The sequence below is a fragment of the Pseudomonas vlassakiae genome, from assembly GCF_014269035.2.
Lineage (GTDB): Bacteria > Pseudomonadota > Gammaproteobacteria > Pseudomonadales > Pseudomonadaceae > Aquipseudomonas > Aquipseudomonas vlassakiae.
In genome coordinates this window covers 91,843-108,447 of the sequence record NZ_JABWRP020000003.1, presented here as the reverse complement: position 1 = coordinate 108,447, position 16,605 = coordinate 91,843, and the positions used below count along the sequence as shown (strand labels likewise).

Sequence of the window (16,605 nt, the reverse complement as noted above, 5' to 3'; positions counted from 1 at the left end):
CATGCCTGCCAATGCCGACCACCACAAGGTGGTCATCGTCGGTGCCGGTGCCGCCGGTATCGCCACTGCCTCCAGCCTGATTGCCCGTGATCCGTCGCTGGACATCGCCCTGATCGACCCTGCCGAAGTGCACTACTACCAGCCCGGCTGGACCCTGGTCGGCGCCGGCGTGTTCAAAGCGCCGAGCACCGCCCGTACCATGGCCTCGGCCATCCCGCGCGGCGTCCGTTGGATCAAGGCGCGTGTCCAGGGTTTCGACCCATCTGCCCAGCTGGTCACCCTGGAGGGTGGCCGCGCCATCAGTTATGAACAGCTGGTGGTCTGCCCGGGCCTCACGCTCGACTGGGACGCGATCGACGGGCTTGGCGAAACCCTGGGGCGCAACGGTGTCACCTCCAACTACCGCTACGACCTGGCACCTTACACCTGGGAGCTGGTGCAAAAGCTCAAGCAAGGCCGTGCGCTGTTCACCCAGCCGCCGATGCCGATCAAGTGCGCTGGCGCGCCGCAAAAGGCCCTCTACCTGTCCTGCGACCATTGGCTGCGCAGTGGACGGCTGGGCGACGTGAAAGCCAGTTTCTTCAATGCCGGTGCAGTGCTGTTCGGCGTTCCCGATTATGTGCCAGCGTTGATGGCCTACATCGACAAGTACGGCGTGGACCTGAATTACAGCCATCGCCTGGTGGCCGTGGATGGGCCCAATCAGCGTGCCACCTTCGTGCGTACACTGGCCGACGGTAGCACCGAAACCCGTGCCGAATCCTTCGACCTGTTGCATGTGGTACCGCCACAGGTCGCCCCGGACTTTATCCGCCAGAGCCCCTTGGCCGATGCAGCCGGATGGGTCGATGTCGATCCGCATACCTTGCGCCACCGCCAGTTCGCCAACATCCACGCACTGGGCGATGTGGCCAACACCAGTAATGCCAAGACTGCCGCGGCGGCGCGCAAGCAGGCGCCAGTGGTAGCCAACAACGTGCTGGTAGCGCTGGGCCGTCTCACTACCCTGGCGCAGTACGACGGCTATGGTTCCTGCCCGCTGACCGTCGAGCGCGGCAAGATCGTCCTGGCCGAGTTCACCTATGGAGGCAAGGTCGCGCCGAGCTTCCCCCGCTGGCTGCTCGATGGGCGCCAGCCGACACGCCTGGCCTGGCTGCTCAAGGCACGAGTGCTGCCGCCGCTGTATTGGCAGGGCATGCTCAAAGGCCGAGAATGGCTGGCGCGCCCACAACCGCTGGACGCCGAGGGCGCACAGTGATCGAACATCAACTCTTGGGCGCAGGCCTGGGTGCGATCATCGGTGCGGTGCTGGCGCTGACCGGCGCCGGGGGTGGCATCCTGGCCGTACCGCTGCTGGTGTTCGGGCTTGGGCTGTCGATGGTCGAAGCGGCGCCCATCGGCCTGCTCGCCGTGGGGCTCGCCGCGGCGGTGGGTGCGGTACTGGGCTTGCGCGAAGGGCTGGTGCGTTATCGCGCCGCCCTGTTCATCGCCCTGATCGGTATTGCGGCGGCACCGTTCGGCCTGATGCTGGCCCACCGCTTGCCCAATACACCCTTGGCGCTGGTGTTCGCTGCCGTGCTGATCTACGCCTGCCTGCGCATCTGGCACAAGGCGGCCAAAGCGCTGCGGGGTGAAGGCAGCGAAGCCCATCGATACATCGAACCCTGCGTGCTGAACCCGTTGCAAGGGCGATTGCGCTGGACGTTACCTTGCGCACGCGCCCTGGCGTTCACCGGGGCCCTCTCCGGCTTGCTTTCTGGCCTGCTGGGAGTGGGCGGGGGCTTTGTGATCATCCCGGCCTTGAACCGCTACACCAACCTGCGCATGAAGAGCATTGTCTCGACATCTCTGGCCGTCATCGCGCTGGTTTCCACGGGAAGTGTGGTCAGCGCCAGCTTGGCCGGTGTGATGCATTGGCGGATCGGCGCACCCTTTGCCATGGGGGCGGTGCTCGGCCTGTTGCTGGCCAGGCCGCTTGCCACCCGGATCGCCGGCCCACGCCTGCAGCAGTTGTTTGCCGTGGCTGGCTGGCTGGCGGCTCTGCTGCTGGCCGGCAAGGCGCTATTCGGCTAGCAGCTCGTCCTGTTCCGCCGCGCACAGTGCCAGGAGGTAGTCCCAGACCACCCGCAGGCGTACCGACTTGTGCAACTCGCGGCGGGTACAGATCCAGTAGCTGCGCTGGATGGTCTCGCTGGGCAGCACCCGAACCAGTGCCGGATCATGACGAGCCATGTAGTTGGGCAGCACAGCGATGCCGAGTCCCGCACGCGCGGCGGTTTGCTGGGCGATCACGCTGGTGCTGCGGAAGGCCACGTTCGGTGCACGGCAAAAGCTGTTGAGAAACAGCAGTTCCTGGCTGAACAGCAAGTCATCGACATAGCCGATCCAGCTATGCCGCGCCAGGTCTTCGCGGTTACGCAGAGGCGGTGCCCGGTCCAGGTAGCTCTGGCTGGCGTACAGCGCCAGGCGGTAGTCGGTGAGCTTGCGGGTGATCAGCAGGTCGGCGTTGGGACGCTCCAGATGGATGCTGATCTCGGCTTCGCGGTTGAGGATGCTGACGAAGCGCGGTACCGCCACCAGTTCCACCTCCAGCCCCGGGTAGCGGGCGAACAGCTCGCTCATGCGCGGGGTAAAGAACATGATGCCGATGCCTTCGGTGACACCCAGGCGAATCTTGCCCAGCGGAGTGATGGCCTGGGTGATTTCTTCCTGAGCCAGCAGGGCGACGTTCTCCATGGCTTCGGCGTGCTTGAGCAGAGCCTGGCCTGACGGGGTCAGTTCATAGCCTTGGGCGTGCTGCACGAACAGTGGCGTGCCCAGGCTCTTTTCGATGCTCTCGATATGTCGGGCGACCGTGCTGTGGGTGGTATTGAGGCGCTTGGCCGCACTGAGCAGGCGGCCACTGCGCTGCAACTCGAGGAAAAACCGCAGATCGTTCCAGTCGAACATGCTGATCCTTATGGCTGTGCTAAAACGCACAGCGGCTGCGTGAAATCTCGTGTTTCCCTGGCGAAATTACGCACTAAGATGGATCGGGACAAGAATAATAATCAGGCGCGAGGTTGCAGATGCCATCAGCCGATTCTGTCTTCGACTACGTGGTCGTAGGCGCTGGCCCCGCCGGCTGCCTGCTGGCCAATCGTTTGTCCGCTGACCCTTCCAGCCGCGTCCTGCTGCTTGAAGCCGGCGGTCGCGACAACTATCCCTGGATTCATATCCCCGTCGGTTACCTTTACTGCATCGGCAACCCGCGCACCGACTGGTGCTTCAAGACCGAAGCACAGCCCGGCCTGCTCGGCCGCGCACTGGGCTATCCACGGGGCAAGGTGCTCGGTGGCTGTTCATCGATCAACGGCATGATCTACATGCGTGGCCAGGCCGCCGACTACGACCATTGGGCCGAGCAAGGCAACGAGGGTTGGGCCTGGAAGGATGTGCTGCCGTTGTTCAAGGCCAGTGAAAACCACTTTGCCGGCGCCAGCGAGCACCATGGCGGTAACGGGGAATGGCGAGTCGAGCGCCAGCGCTATAACTGGCCGATCCTCGATGCCTTCCGTGATGCAGCCGAGCAGAGTGGCATTGGCAAGGTCGATGACTTCAACACCGGCGACAACCAGGGCTGTGGGTACTTTCAGGTCAATCAGCGCAGCGGCGTGCGCTGGAACGCTGCCAAGGCTTTTCTGCGGCCGATCAAAAACCGCCCCAACCTCACCGTGCTGACCGGCGTACAGGTTGACCAGGTACTGTTGAACAACACCCGTGCCCGTGCGGTCAAGGCGCAGTGGCAGGGCACCTGGCATGAGTTTGCTGCGCGTCGCGAGATCATCCTCTGTGCTGGCGCCGTGGGCTCGCCCGGTATTCTCCAGCGGTCCGGCATTGGCCCGCGCAAGCTGCTCGAAAGCCTGGGCATCGGCGTACGCCACGACATGCCCGGCGTTGGCGGCAACCTGCAGGATCATCTGCAGCTGCGGCTGATCTACCAGATCCGCAATACGCGAACCCTCAACCAGATGACCAATAGCTTGTGGGGCAAGCTGGGCATGGGCCTGCGCTATCTCTATGACCGCAGTGGCCCGCTGGCCATGGCGCCCAGCCAACTGGGTGCCTTCGTACGTTCGAGCCCGGAGCAGGCCACACCGAACCTGCAGTATCACGTGCAGCCGCTTTCACTGGAGCGCTTCGGCGAGCCTCTGCATCAGTTCCCGGCGTTCACCGCTTCGGTGTGCAACCTGCGCCCGGCCAGCCGGGGGCGCATCGATATCCGCAGTGCAGACATGCACAGCGCGCCGCGGATCAACCCCAACTACTTGAGCGCCCCCCAGGACCTGCGCGTTGCCGTCGATGCCATTCGCCTGACTCGGCGTATCGTCCAGGCCCCTGCCCTCGCCGTTTTCGATCCCCAGGAGTATCTGCCAGGCCCGACGCTGCAAACCGAGGAAGAACTGTTCGAGGCGGCCGGCAAGATCGGCACCACCATCTTCCACCCCGTCGGCACCTGCCGCATGGGCAACAGCGACCTGGACGTTGTGGATAACCAGCTGCGCGTGCACGGCATACCTGGCTTGCGCGTGGCCGACGCTTCGATCATGCCGCAAATCACTTCCGGCAATACCTGTTCCCCCACCCTGATGATCGCCGAGAAGGCGGCGCAACTGATCCTCAAAGGAGCGGCAACCCAGGCTTACCTGAACGAAGACGCCATACCGACCCCCTGACCGGGAGCATGCAACACCGGCAGCTCGCGGTCACAAGCTGCCGACAGTGGAACAACAAGAATAATCACTGTGGCCTGCGGGCCGAGGACAGCAACGATGTCGGATTACATCCAAGAGCAGGGTGCGACGGCGAGCACCTCCAGCCGTCGTGAAGAACGCAAGATCATTTTCGCGTCATCCCTCGGGACAGTTTTCGAGTGGTATGACTTTTTTCTCTATGGCGCCTTGGCCGCCGTTATCAGCAAGCAGTTCTTTGCTGGGGTCAACGACACCACGGCCTTCATCTTCGCCCTCATGGCGTTTGCTGCTGGCTTCCTGGTGCGGCCGTTTGGTGCGCTGGTGTTCGGCCGCCTGGGTGACATGATCGGGCGCAAGTACACCTTCCTGGTGACCATCGTGTTGATGGGCCTGTCGACGTTCGCTGTTGGCCTGTTGCCCACCTACGCCAGCATTGGTATCGCGGCGCCGATCATCCTGGTGATCCTGCGGATGCTCCAGGGGCTGGCGCTGGGCGGTGAATACGGTGGTGCCGCCACTTACGTGGCCGAGCACGCGCCACCCGGCAAGCGTGGCTTCCATACCGGTTTCATCCAGTCGACCGCGACCTTGGGCTTGCTGCTGTCATTGCTGGTGGTACTGGGCAGCCGTTACATCAGTGGTGACCAGTTCGAAACCTGGGGCTGGCGCCTGCCGTTCCTGCTGTCGATCATCCTGTTGGGGATATCCACCTGGATCCGCATGAGCATGCACGAGTCGCCGGCCTTCGTGAAAATGAAGGCCCAGGGCAAGGTCAGCAAGTCACCGATCCGTGAGTCGTTCACTTCCTGGCCCAACCTGAAAGTCGTGCTTACCGCGCTGTTCAGCATCAACGCCGGGCAAGCTGTGACCTTCTACACGGCGCAGTTCTACGTGCTGTTCTTCATGACCCAGATGCTCAAGATGGACCCTGCTCAGGCCAATACCCTGCTGATCATCAGCGTGGTGATCGGCGCACCGTTCTTCGTTTTCTTCGGTTGGCTTTCCGACCGCATCGGGCGCAAACCGATCCTGATGCTCGGCCTGCTGCTGGCCACCGTGCTGTACTTCCCGTTGTTCAAAGCCCTGAGCCACTACGCCAACCCACAGATCGACGCCGCCAGCCGCCAGGCCCCCATCGTGGTGACCGCTGACCCGCAAGGCTGCACCTTCCAGTTCGACCCGGTTGGCAAGGCACGTTTCGACAGCCCCTGCGACAAGGTCAAAACCTTCCTGGTCAAGCAGGGCCTGCCATACAGCTCGGTGAACGTGGCCGGCAGTGATGTGGTGGTGAACATTGGCGACAAGACCATCAACGGCTTCGACGAAGCGGCCATGCGCACGGCGATCGAGCAGGCGGGCTACCCGGCCAAGGCCGAGCCGGCGCAAGTCAACCAAGTGATGGTCGTGGTGCTGATCGTGGCAATGATCCTGATCGCGACCATGACCTACGGTCCGCTGGCGGCGGTGATGGTCGAGCTGTTCCCGACCCGTATCCGCTACACCTCGATGTCGCTGCCCTACCACATCGGCAACGGCTGGTTCGGTGGCTTCCTGCCCACCGTGTCGTTCGCGTTGGTGGTGTATACCGGGGATATCTTCTATGGATTGTGGTATCCGGTGCTGGTGACCGGCATCAGCTTGGTGGTGGGAATGTTCTGCTTGAAAGAAACCAGGGACGTGGATATCGACAAAGTCTGACGCTATCACCGAGCCATAAAAAAACCGGCTGTAAAAGCCGGTTTTTTTATGCCTCGAAAAAACTTATGCACGTTTTCCAGAAAAATGTCATGCGCAGAAATAAATAGCTAATTCATATACTTAGCGTTGAATTCAGGCACTCGGTCAAAAAATTGCTCACAAGTTATCCACAGATCGTCAAGCCATCTGCTCTTGCGGTTTCTCATCCACTGGCGGCAGCGATCCCATGGCCCGCTGGGTGGCTTCGTTCCACGCGGCGGCACGGTCGTTGAGCTCGGCAATGGCCCGCGGCCCGGAGCCCTCGGCGTACATCGGCTTGCCGATCACTACCTCGATGGTGCCTGAGCGCTTGCCCCAGCCAGTCTTCGGCCAGAATTTGCCAGCGTTATGGGCAATCGGCAGCACTGGCAAGCCCGCATTCACCGCCAGCGCGGTACCGCCGCGTGAGAATTTGCCCACGGTACCGAACGGTACACGGGTACCTTCCGGGAAGATCAGCACCCAGGTTTTCTGCTTGAGCAACTCGTCACCCTTGCTGGCCACCTGACGCAGTGCTTCCTTGGGGTTGTCCCGGTTGATCGCGATGGGCCGCAGCATGGCCATGGCCCAACCAAAGAATGGCACATACAGCAGCTCGCGCTTGAGCACCTGGCTCAGCGGCGAAAAGTACTGGGAAAGGAAGAAGGTTTCCCAGGTGCTCTGGTGGTTGGACAGGATCACGCAGGGCTCATCCGGTACGTTCTCGGCACCCGTGACTTTGTAGTCGATACCTAGGATGGTGCGCACCAGGAACAGTGCGCAACGGCACCAGTACACATTGATGAACGTGTAGCGCTTGGGGAACGACAGGAATGGCGCGACGAAAAAGCTCAGCGAACACCACAGCAGCGAACTGGTGCCCAGCAGCAGGTAAAAAAGAACGATTCTGATCGCCTGCAGGATCGACATAGTGGCAAGTACCGTTGCGGGGCGTGCCCGCCTAGGAAAAATGCGCCCCTGGGGGCGCACTGTTTAAATTAGTTCTCTGGCGATGGCTGCCAGATCGTCGAAAATCAGTGTAGTTTCCGGGACGCCTTTTTCCAGAGTCCGCTCGCCCTTGCCGGTTTTCACCAGCACGGGTTGTGCACCGACGGCCAGGGCGGCCTCCAGGTCACCTTTGCTGTCGCCGACGAACCAGACGCTTTCAAGGCCCGTCTGGTAATGCTCGGCGATCGCCCGCAGCATGCCTGGCTTGGGCTTGCGGCAATCGCAGCCTTCGTCAGGCCCGTGCGGGCAATACACGATATGGCCGACTTCGCCGCCCTGCTCGGCCACCAGCTCGCGCAAGCGCGCATGCATGGCCTCGAGGGTAGCCAGCGGGTAGTAGCCACGGGCGATGCCGGACTGGTTGGTGGCCACAGCCACCGTCCAGCCCGCCTTGCTCAACTGCGCGATGGCCTCGACCGAGCCAGGGATCGGGATCCACTCTTCCAGCGTCTTGATGTAGGCGTCGGAGTCGTAGTTGATGACCCCGTCACGATCGAGAATCAGCAGTTTCAAGGCTTACCCCAGCAGCGAAATGTCGGCCACGCCCAGGAACAGGCCGCGCAGGCGGCTGAGCAGGGCATAACGGTTGGCACGCACCTTGGCGTCTTCGGCATTCACCATCACCGCCTCGAAGAAGGCGTCGACCGGGTCGCGCAGGGCCGCCAGGCGGGCCAGCGATTCGCTGTACTGGCGGGCAGCTGCCATTGGTTGCACGGCCTGGTCGGCCTGCTGGATGGCCGAGTACAGGGAGAACTCGTTGGCGTTGTCGAAGTATTTCGGCTCGACCTGGTCGGCGATGGCGCCTTCGGCCCTGCTCAGCAGGTTCGACACGCGCTTGTTCACCGCGGCCAGGGCTTCGGCTTCCGGCAGTTTGCGGAAGGCCTGCACAGCCTGCACACGCTGGTCGAAGTCCAAGGCCGAAGCCGGCTTCAGGGCACGTACCGACAGGTAGGTGGCAACGTCGATGCCTTCGTCTTCATAGCGTGCACGCAGGCGATCGAAAATGAACTCCAGTACCTGCTCGGCCAGGCCAGCGGCCTTGACCTTGGCACCGAACTGCTTGACCGCGAACTCGACCGCAGCGGTCAGGTCCAGGTCCAGCTGCTTCTCGATCAGGATGCGCAGCACGCCCAGGGCCGCACGACGCAGGGCGTACGGGTCCTTGCTGCCGGTGGGGAGCATGCCGATGCCGAAGATGCCGACCAGGGTGTCGAGCTTGTCGGCGATGGCCACCGCGGCACCGGTGAGGGTCTGCGGCAGCTCGGCGCCAGCACCGCGCGGCATGTACTGTTCGTTCAGGGCCAGGGCAACGTCTTCCGGCTCACCGTCGTTGAGCGCGTAGTAGTAGCCGGCAACCCCCTGCATTTCAGGGAATTCGCCCACCATCTCGGTGGCCAGGTCGCACTTCGACAGCAAGCCGGCACGGCCAGCGCGCTGGGCGTTGCCGCCGATCAGCGGGGCGATGAAGGCTGCCAGCCTGGAAACGCGTTCTGCCTTGTCGTAGACCGTGCCCAGCTGCGCCTGGAACACCACGTTCTTGAGGCGCTCGTTGAAGGTTTCCAGCGGCTGCTTCTTGTCTTGCTTGAAGAAGAACTCGGCATCGGTCAGGCGCGGGCGCACGACTTTCTCGTTACCCTGCACGATCTGCTTGGGATCACGGCTCTCGACGTTGGCCACGGTGATGAAGCGCGGCAGCAGCTTGCCTTCGCTGTCCAGCAGGCAGAAGTACTTCTGATTGTCCTGCATGGTGGTGATCAGGGCTTCTTGCGGCACTTCGAGGAAACGCTCCTCGAACGAGCACACCAGCGGCACCGGCCACTCGACCAGGGCAGTCACTTCGTCCAGCAGCGCTGGCGGCACGATGGCGCTGCCTTCCTGTTGCATGGCCAGCTCGGCGGTGCGCTTGCTGATCAGCTCGCGGCGCTCGGCGAAGTCGGCCAGCACATAAGCTTTGCGCAGGTCTTCGACGTAGTTGGCCGGCGTGGTGATGACCACGTTCTGTGGGTGGTGGAAGCGGTGGCCACGGGATTCACGGCCGGCCTTCTGCGACAGGATGGTGCAGTCGACCACCTGGTCGCCGAGCAACATCACCAGCCACTGGGTCGGGCGCACGAACTCTTCACGGCTGGCGGCCCAGCGCATGCGCTTGGGGATCGGCAGGTCGTTCAGCGAATCCTCGACGATGGTCGGCAACAGGCTGGCGGTGGCCTTGCCCGGAATGTGCTGCGAGAAGCGCAGCTTGGCGCCGCTCTGGTCGATTTCGGCCAGCTCTACACCGCACTTCTTGGCAAAGCCCAGGGCTGCCTGGGTCGGCTCGCCGTCTTTGAAGGCCGCCTGCAGGGGGGGGCCGTCGATGTTGATGCTGCGGTCAGGCTGCTGCACGTCGAGCTGGCGGATCAGTACGGCCAGACGGCGTGGTGCGGCGTACACCTGCTTGCCGGTGTAGTTCAGGCCAGCGGCCTGCAGACCTTTTTCGATGCCGGCCAGGAAAGCGTCGCCGAGGCTGGCCAAGGCTTTTGGTGGCAGCTCTTCGGTGCCCAGTTCTACCAGGAAATCTTGAGCACTCATTGTGCAGCCTCCAGCTTAGCCAACACTTCGTCACGCAGTTCAGGGGTGGCCATCGGGAAGCCCAGGCGTGCGCGAGCTTGCAGATAGCTTTGCGCCACGTCCCGGGCCAGGGTACGTACGCGCAGGATGTAACGCTGGCGCTCGGTTACCGAGATGGCGCGGCGGGCGTCCAGCAGGTTGAAGGTGTGCGAGGCCTTCAGGACCATTTCATAGGTCGGCAGCGGCAGCTCCAGCTTGATCAGGCGGTTGGCTTCGCTTTCATAGAAATCGAACAGCTCGAACAGCTTGTCGACGTTGGCATGTTCGAAGTTGTAGGTCGACTGCTCCACCTCGTTCTGGTGGAACACGTCGCCATAGGTGACCTTGCCGAACGGGCCGTCGGCCCACACCAGGTCGTAGACCGAGTCGACGCCCTGGATGTACATGGCCAGGCGCTCGAGGCCGTAGGTGATTTCACCGGTGACCGGGTAGCACTCGATGCCACCTACCTGCTGGAAGTAGGTGAACTGGGTGACTTCCATGCCGTTCAGCCAGATTTCCCAGCCCAGGCCCCAGGCGCCCAGGGTCGGCGACTCCCAGTTGTCTTCGACGAAGCGAATGTCGTGGACCAGCGGGTCCAGGCCAATGGCCTTCAGCGAGCCGAGGTACAGCTCCTGGAAGTTGGCCGGGTTCGGCTTGAGGACCACCTGGAACTGGTAGTAGTGCTGCAGACGGTTGGGGTTTTCGCCATACCGCCCGTCGGCAGGGCGACGGCTAGGCTGCACATAGGCGGCGTTCCAGGTTTCTGGACCCACGGCGCGCAGGAATGTAGCGGTGTGGAATGTGCCGGCGCCTACTTCCATATCGTAGGGCTGAAGCACCACACAACCTTGAGCCGCCCAGTAGTTTTGCAGGGCGAGGATCAGGTCTTGGAAGGTACGCACGGCTGGCGTAGGCTGGCTCACGAAATTCACCTGTATCTGGGGATGCGGATGTAAAGAGCGGGAGTATAACCTGATTCGCCTCGCCCTCTACTCATTGGAGCCTTATGCCACGCTGCTTTTGGTGTACCGACGATCCGTTGTACCAGGCCTACCACGACCAGGAGTGGGGAACGCCACAGCGTGACCCGGCGTTGCTGTTCGAGATGCTTTTGCTCGAAGGGTTCCAGGCGGGGCTTTCGTGGATCACCGTTTTGCGCAAACGCGAGCGTTATCGCGAGGTGATGCACGGCTTCGATCCGGTGAAGCTGGCGGCCATGAGCGACGAACGCATCGAGGCACTGATGCTGGACGCCGGTATCATCCGCAACCGTCTCAAGCTCAAGGCTGCGCGGCGTAACGCGCAGGCCTGGCTGGCTGTGGATAACCCTGCCGAGTGGTTGTGGTCGTTCGTCGGCGGCGAGCCGAAGATCAACCACTTCCAGGGCCGTGGCGACGTGCCAGCGGTCACCGACGAAGCCAAGGCCATGAGCAAGGCCCTGCAGAAAGCGGGTTTCACCTTCGTCGGCCCGACCATCTGCTACGCCTTCATGCAGGCCACTGGCATGGTCATGGACCACACCACCGATTGCGATCGCTACGCCGCCTTGTCGCGCTGAAGGGTTACAATGCGCGCCTTGCTGAAATAAGGAATTGCCTGTGGAAAAGTTCAAGGGCGCCCTGATGGTCGGGGTGCTGCGTCTGTTTGCCAAGCTGCCCTGGGGCGCTGTGCAGCGCGTTGGCGCCGGTATCGGCTGGCTGATGTGGAAAATCCCCAACGGCTCGCGCAATGTCGTGCGCATCAACCTGGCCAAGTGCTTCCCGGAGATGGATCCGGTCGAGCGCGAGCAGTTGGTCGGCCGTGCGCTGAAGGATATCGGTAAATCCTTCGTCGAAAGTGCCTGCGCCTGGATCTGGCCGCCGCAGCGTTCGCTTGAGCTGGTCAAGGAAGTGCATGGGCTGGAAGTGCTGGAGCAGGCCCTGGCCTCGGGCAAGGGCGTGGTCGGCATCACCAGCCACCTCGGCAACTGGGAAGTGCTCAACCACTTCTACTGCAACCAGTGCAAACCGATCATCTTCTACCGGCCACCGAAGCTCAAGGCGGTGGATGATCTGCTGCGCGAGCAGCGTGTCCAGATGGGCAACCGTGTGGCGCCTTCCACCAAGGAAGGCATCCTCAGCGTGATCAAGGAGGTGCGTCGCGGTGGGCAAGTGGGTATCCCTGCCGACCCGGAGCCGGCAGAGTCGGCTGGGGTTTTCGTGCCGTTCCTGGGGACCCAGGCGCTGACCAGCAAGTTCGTGCCGAACATGCTGGCCGGTGGCAAGGCGGTCGGGGTGTTCCTGCATGCGCTGCGGCTGCCGGACGGTTCGGGCTTCAAGGTGTTCCTGGAAGCGGCTCCGGAAGCGATGTACAGCACCGACGTGAACGTGTCGGCGGCGGCCATGAGCAAGGTGGTCGAGCGGTATGTGCGTGAGTACCCGAGCCAGTACATGTGGAGCATGAAGCGCTTCAAGAAGCGCCCGGCTGGCGAACCGCGCTGGTATTGAGCCTTTCACCGTCCCCTGTAGGCGCGGGTAAACCCGCTCCTACAGGGCCGCGTCAACCCGATGCCTTGTTGAGCTTCTTCAGGAACACGGTCATCTCTTTCTCGGCTTGCTTGTCCCCGTGGGCCTGGGCCGCAACGATCCCGTCCTCCCAGGCCTTGCGCGCCGCTGTCAGGTCACCGACCAACTGATAGGCCTTGCCCAGCAGCTTCCAGGCCGCCGAATACTTCGGATCCTGCTCCACGCAGCGCGCCAGGTGCACCGCCGCCTCCGCGCCATTGCCCTCGTCCAGCCAGGCTTTGCCCAGGCCAAACCTCAGCAGCGGGTTATCCACACCCTTGGCCAGCATCTTCTCCAGCGATTCACGCATGCCGTCTTCTCCTAGAAGAAACTCAAGCCGACGTGGAACAGCTTCTCCACATCCCGAATGTGCTTTTTATCCACAACGAACAGGATCACATGGTCACCTGACTCGATCACCGTGTCGTCATGGGCGATCAGCACTTCCTCGTCGCGGATGATGGCGCCGATGGTAGTACCCGGGGGCAAGGCGATGTTTTCCACAGCCTTGCCGACCACCTTGCTCGATTTCGAATCACCGTGCGCCACCGCCTCGATGGCTTCGGCCGCGCCGCGTCGCAGCGAGTGCACACTGACGATATCGCCGCGGCGCACGTGCGCCAGCAAGGTGCCGATGGTGGCCAGCTGCGGGCTGATGGCAATGTCGATTTCGCCGCCTTGCACCAGGTCGACATAGGCAGGGTTGTTGATGATGGTCATGACCTTGCCCGCGCCAAGGCGCTTGGCCAGCAGCGACGACATGATGTTGGCCTCGTCGTCGTTGGTCAGGGCCAGGAAGATATCGGCGTCAGCGATGTTCTCCTCCAGCATCAGGTCTTTGTCCGAAGCGCTGCCCTGCAGTACCACGGTGCTCTCTAGGGTATCGGAGAGGTGCCGGCAGCGGGCCGCACTCATCTCGATGATCTTCACCTGGTAGCGGCTCTCGATGGCTTCGGCCAGACGCTCGCCGATCTGCCCGCCGCCGGCGATGACAATCCGTTTGTTGGTCTCGTCGATGCGGCGCAGCTCGCCCATCACGGCGCGGATGTCCTTTTTCGCGGCAATGAAGAACACTTCGTCATCGGCTTCGATCACGGTGTCGCCACGTGGGGTGATCGGCCGGTCACGGCGGAAGATTGCTGCCACGCGGGTGTCGACGTTGGGCATGTGTGCACGGATCTGGCGCAGCTGCTGGCCCACCAGCGGGCCGCCGTAGTAGGCCTTCACCGCCACCAGCTGGGCCTTGCCTTCGGCGAAGTCGATCACCTGCAGCGAGCCTGGGTGCTCGATCAGGCGCTTGATGTAGTTGGTCACCACCTGCTCGGGGCTGATCAGCACATCGACCGGGATATGGTCGTTGTCGAAGAGTTCCTCGCGGGTCAGGTAGGCCGACTCGCGCACCCGGGCGATCTTGGTCGGGGTGTGGAACAGCGTGTAGGCCACCTGGCAGGCGACCATGTTGGTTTCGTCGCTGTTGGTCACTGCCACCAGCATGTCGGCGTCGTCGGCACCGGCCTGGCGCAGCACCGTCGGCAGCGAACCGCGGCCCTGCACGGTACGGATGTCCAGACGGTCGCCGAGGTCACGCAAGCGGTCGCCATCGGTGTCGACCACGGTGATGTCGTTGGCTTCGCTGGCCAGGTGTTCAGCCAGCGTGCCGCCCACCTGCCCTGCGCCGAGGATGATGATCTTCATCCGCTACTCCCTACCCTGTGTGCTTTACCCGCGCGAGGCGGCGATCTTGATCAGCTTGGCATAGTAGAAACCGTCGTGGCCGCCTTCCCGGGCCAGCAGCTGGCGGCCGTGGGGCTGGCGCAGGCCGGCTTCGGTTGCCAGGTCCAGCTCACGGGCGCCCGGGGTGCGGGCGAGGAAGGCATCGATCACTTCGGTGTTTTCGGTCGGCAGGCTCGAGCAGGTGGCATACAGCAGCATGCCGCCCACTTCCAGGGTTGGCCACAGGGCATCGAGCAGCTCGCCTTGCAGTGTGGCCAGGGCCGGAATGTCCTCGGCCTGGCGGGTCAGCTTGATGTCCGGGTGGCGGCGGATCACACCAGTGGCCGAGCACGGTGCGTCGAGCAGGATGCGCTGGAACGGTTTGCCGTCCCACCAGTTGGCGGTGTCGCGGGCGTCGCAGGCGATCAGCTCGGCGTCCAACTGCAGGCGGTCCAGGTTCTCGCGCACGCGGGTCAGGCGCTTGGCTTCGAGGTCGATGGCCGTCATGTGGGCCAGGCCCGGTTCTGCTTCGAGCAGGTGGCAGGTTTTGCCGCCTGGAGCGCAGCAGGCGTCGAGCACGCGCTGGCCGGGAGCCAGTTCGAGCAGGTCGGCGGACAGCTGCGCCGCTTCGTCCTGTACGCTGACCCAGCCTTCGGTGAAGCCTGGCAGCCCCCGCACATCGCAGGCCTCGGCGAGGACGATGCCGTCACGGCTGTATTGGCAAGCGGTGGCGGCGACGCCGGCTTCGGCCAGCAGCGCCAGGTAGGCGTCACGGCTGTGGTGGCGACGGTTGACGCGCAGAATCATGGGTGGGTGGGCATTGTTGGCGGCGCAGATGGCCTCCCACTGTTCCGGCCAGAAGGCCTTCAGCGATTTCTGCAACCAGCGCGGGTGCGCGGTGCGCACCACCGGATCGCGCTCCATGCCGGCGAGCAATGGTTCACCTTCGCGCTGGGCGCGGCGCAGCACGGCATTGAGCAGGCCTTTGGCCCAAGGCTTCTTCAGCTTGTCGGCACAGCCGACGGTCTCGCCGATAGCGGCGTGGGCCGGAATGCGGGTGTAGAACAGTTGATACAGACCGACCAGCAGCAGCGCCTGCACATCGGCATCGGCGGCCTTGAACGGCTTCTGCAGCAGTTGTGCCGCCAACAGATCGAGGCGAGGCTGCCAGCGGGCGGTACCGAACGCCAGGTCCTGGGTCAGGCCCCGGTCGCGTTCATCGACCTTGTCCAGCTGCGCTGGCAGCGAGCTGTTCAGTGAGGCCTTGCCGCTGAGCACAGCGGCAAGGGCACGGGCGGCGGCGAGGCGTGGATTCATTGGCCCAGCACCTTGCCGGCGGCGAACTTCTCGCGGCGGCTGTTGAACAGGTCGCTGAAGCTCAGCGCTTTGCCACCGGGCAGCTGCAGGCGGGTCAGGCTCAGAGCCTGGTCACCGCAAGCGACCACCAGCCCGTCCTTGCTGGCGGAGAGGATCTCGCCGGGGGCGCCCTTGCCTGTGGACAAGTTGGCGGCCAGCACCTTGACGCTTTCGCCATCCAGGGTGCTGTGGCACACCGGCCACGGGTTGAAGGCGCGGATCAGGCGCTCCAGCTCGACGGCCGGGCGGCTCCAGTCGATGCGCGCTTCGTCCTTGTTCAGCTTGTGGGCATAGGTGGCCAGGGCGTCGTCCTGGACTTCACCGTGCAGCGAACCGTCGGCCAGGCCGGCAATGGCCTGGACCACAGCGGGAGGCCCCATTTCGGCGAGGCGGTCGTGCAGGCTGCCGCCGGTGTCGTCGGCGCTGATCGGGGTGACCACCTTGAGCAGCATCGGGCCAGTGTCCAGGCCGGCTTCCATGCGCATCACCGTCACGCCGCTCTCGGCGTCGCCGGCTTCTACGGCGCGCTGGATAGGCGCCGCTCCGCGCCAGCGTGGCAGCAGCGAGGCGTGGCTGTTGATACAGCCCAGGCGCGGGATGTCGAGGACCACTTGCGGCAGGATCAGGCCATAGGCGACCACCACCATCAGGTCTGGCTTCAGCGCGGCCAGTTCGGCCTGGGCTTCGGCGTTGCGCAGCGTTGGCGGCTGGAATACCGGAATGTCATGGGCCACGGCCAACTGCTTGACCGGGCTCGGCATGAGCTTCTGGCCCCGGCCGGCAGGGCGGTCGGGCTGGGTGTAGACGGCCACGATCTCGTACGGGCTGTCGAGCAGGGCCTTGAGGTGTTCGGCGGCAAACTCTGGAGTGCCTGCAAAGACGATGCGCATGGAGTTCTCGCTTGCAAAAAGAAAAAGGCTTGCCGGAGCAAGCCTTCTGGGAGGTGG

15 protein-coding genes are annotated in these 16,605 nt (G+C 63.4%); 6 read left to right on the top strand and 9 right to left on the bottom strand.

Annotation, left to right across the window (positions count from 1 at the left end):
- Window position 1: 1 nt before the first annotated feature.
- On the top strand, window positions 2-1,258 hold the full coding sequence (locus HU738_RS04780) for an NAD(P)/FAD-dependent oxidoreductase (RefSeq protein ID WP_189660502.1): 1,257 nt from the start codon (window positions 2-4) through the stop codon (window positions 1,256-1,258).
- Window positions 1,255-2,073, top strand: a complete 819-nt coding sequence (locus tag HU738_RS04775; protein ID WP_186601562.1) for a sulfite exporter TauE/SafE family protein — start codon at window positions 1,255-1,257, stop codon at window positions 2,071-2,073. Before HU738_RS04780 ends, HU738_RS04775 begins: the two co-directional genes overlap by 4 nt.
- On the opposite strand, the gene HU738_RS04770 is transcribed toward HU738_RS04775, so the two are convergent.
- The gene (locus tag HU738_RS04770) at window positions 2,062-2,949 is read right to left on the bottom strand and encodes a LysR family transcriptional regulator (RefSeq protein WP_176508453.1); all 888 of its coding nucleotides are present in this window, start codon (window positions 2,947-2,949) and stop codon (window positions 2,062-2,064) included. The two genes, HU738_RS04775 and HU738_RS04770, sit on opposite strands and share 12 nt — an antisense overlap.
- Before the next feature lie 119 nt (window positions 2,950-3,068).
- On the opposite strand from HU738_RS04770, the gene HU738_RS04765 reads away from it, so the two are divergent.
- On the top strand, window positions 3,069-4,715 hold the full coding sequence (locus tag HU738_RS04765; RefSeq protein WP_186601563.1) for a GMC family oxidoreductase: 1,647 nt from the start codon (window positions 3,069-3,071) through the stop codon (window positions 4,713-4,715).
- A gap of 96 nt (window positions 4,716-4,811) precedes the next feature.
- Window positions 4,812-6,431 (top strand): MFS transporter, encoded by a 1,620-nt coding sequence (locus HU738_RS04760; RefSeq protein WP_186601564.1) that lies wholly within the window; start codon window positions 4,812-4,814, stop codon window positions 6,429-6,431.
- Between the two features lie 177 nt (window positions 6,432-6,608).
- On the opposite strand, the gene HU738_RS04755 is transcribed toward HU738_RS04760, so the two are convergent.
- The 4 genes from HU738_RS04755 to glyQ form a co-directional block, all read right to left on the bottom strand.
- On the bottom strand, window positions 6,609-7,379 hold the full coding sequence (locus HU738_RS04755) for a lysophospholipid acyltransferase family protein (RefSeq protein WP_054884424.1): 771 nt from the start codon (window positions 7,377-7,379) through the stop codon (window positions 6,609-6,611).
- A 63-nt stretch (window positions 7,380-7,442) separates the two neighbouring features.
- Window positions 7,443-7,970, bottom strand: coding sequence for a D-glycero-beta-D-manno-heptose 1,7-bisphosphate 7-phosphatase (gene gmhB / locus HU738_RS04750; RefSeq protein ID WP_054884423.1), 528 nt, complete (start codon window positions 7,968-7,970; stop codon window positions 7,443-7,445).
- Between the two features lie 3 nt (window positions 7,971-7,973).
- Entirely contained in the window at window positions 7,974-10,025 is a 2,052-nt protein-coding gene (gene glyS / locus HU738_RS04745) for a glycine--tRNA ligase subunit beta (RefSeq protein WP_186601565.1), read from the bottom strand.
- Window positions 10,022-10,969 carry a glycine--tRNA ligase subunit alpha gene (glyQ, locus tag HU738_RS04740; protein ID WP_003253126.1) on the bottom strand — a complete coding sequence of 316 codons (948 nt, stop codon included), beginning with the start codon at window positions 10,967-10,969 and terminating at the stop codon, window positions 10,022-10,024. The genes glyS and glyQ overlap by 4 nt, the downstream gene beginning before the upstream one ends.
- Before the next feature lie 83 nt (window positions 10,970-11,052).
- On the opposite strand from glyQ, the gene HU738_RS04735 reads away from it, so the two are divergent.
- Window positions 11,053-11,604 (top strand): DNA-3-methyladenine glycosylase I, encoded by a 552-nt coding sequence (locus HU738_RS04735; protein ID WP_176508448.1) that lies wholly within the window; start codon window positions 11,053-11,055, stop codon window positions 11,602-11,604.
- Window positions 11,605-11,644: 40 nt separating this feature from the next.
- Window positions 11,645-12,532, top strand: a complete 888-nt coding sequence (locus HU738_RS04730) for a lysophospholipid acyltransferase (RefSeq protein ID WP_176508447.1) — start codon at window positions 11,645-11,647, stop codon at window positions 12,530-12,532.
- Between the two features lie 52 nt (window positions 12,533-12,584).
- Here the strand turns inward: HU738_RS04730 and HU738_RS04725 are convergent, their stop codons facing one another.
- From HU738_RS04725 to fmt, 4 genes are read right to left on the bottom strand one after another with little or no spacing between them, the layout of a single operon-like run.
- Window positions 12,585-12,899, bottom strand: a complete 315-nt coding sequence (locus HU738_RS04725; protein WP_186601566.1) for a tetratricopeptide repeat protein — start codon at window positions 12,897-12,899, stop codon at window positions 12,585-12,587.
- Between the two features lie 11 nt (window positions 12,900-12,910).
- Window positions 12,911-14,284: a Trk system potassium transporter TrkA gene (gene trkA, locus HU738_RS04720; protein ID WP_099816075.1), complete on the bottom strand. Its 1,374-nt coding sequence runs from the start codon at window positions 14,282-14,284 to the stop codon at window positions 12,911-12,913.
- Between the two features lie 24 nt (window positions 14,285-14,308).
- Complete coding sequence (rsmB, locus tag HU738_RS04715) at window positions 14,309-15,619, bottom strand: 16S rRNA (cytosine(967)-C(5))-methyltransferase RsmB (protein ID WP_186601567.1); 1,311 nt, start codon at window positions 15,617-15,619, stop codon at window positions 14,309-14,311.
- The gene (gene fmt / locus HU738_RS04710; RefSeq protein WP_186601568.1) at window positions 15,616-16,548 is read right to left on the bottom strand and encodes a methionyl-tRNA formyltransferase; all 933 of its coding nucleotides are present in this window, start codon (window positions 16,546-16,548) and stop codon (window positions 15,616-15,618) included. The genes rsmB and fmt overlap by 4 nt, the downstream gene beginning before the upstream one ends.
- Between the last annotated feature and the right edge of the window lie 57 nt (window positions 16,549-16,605).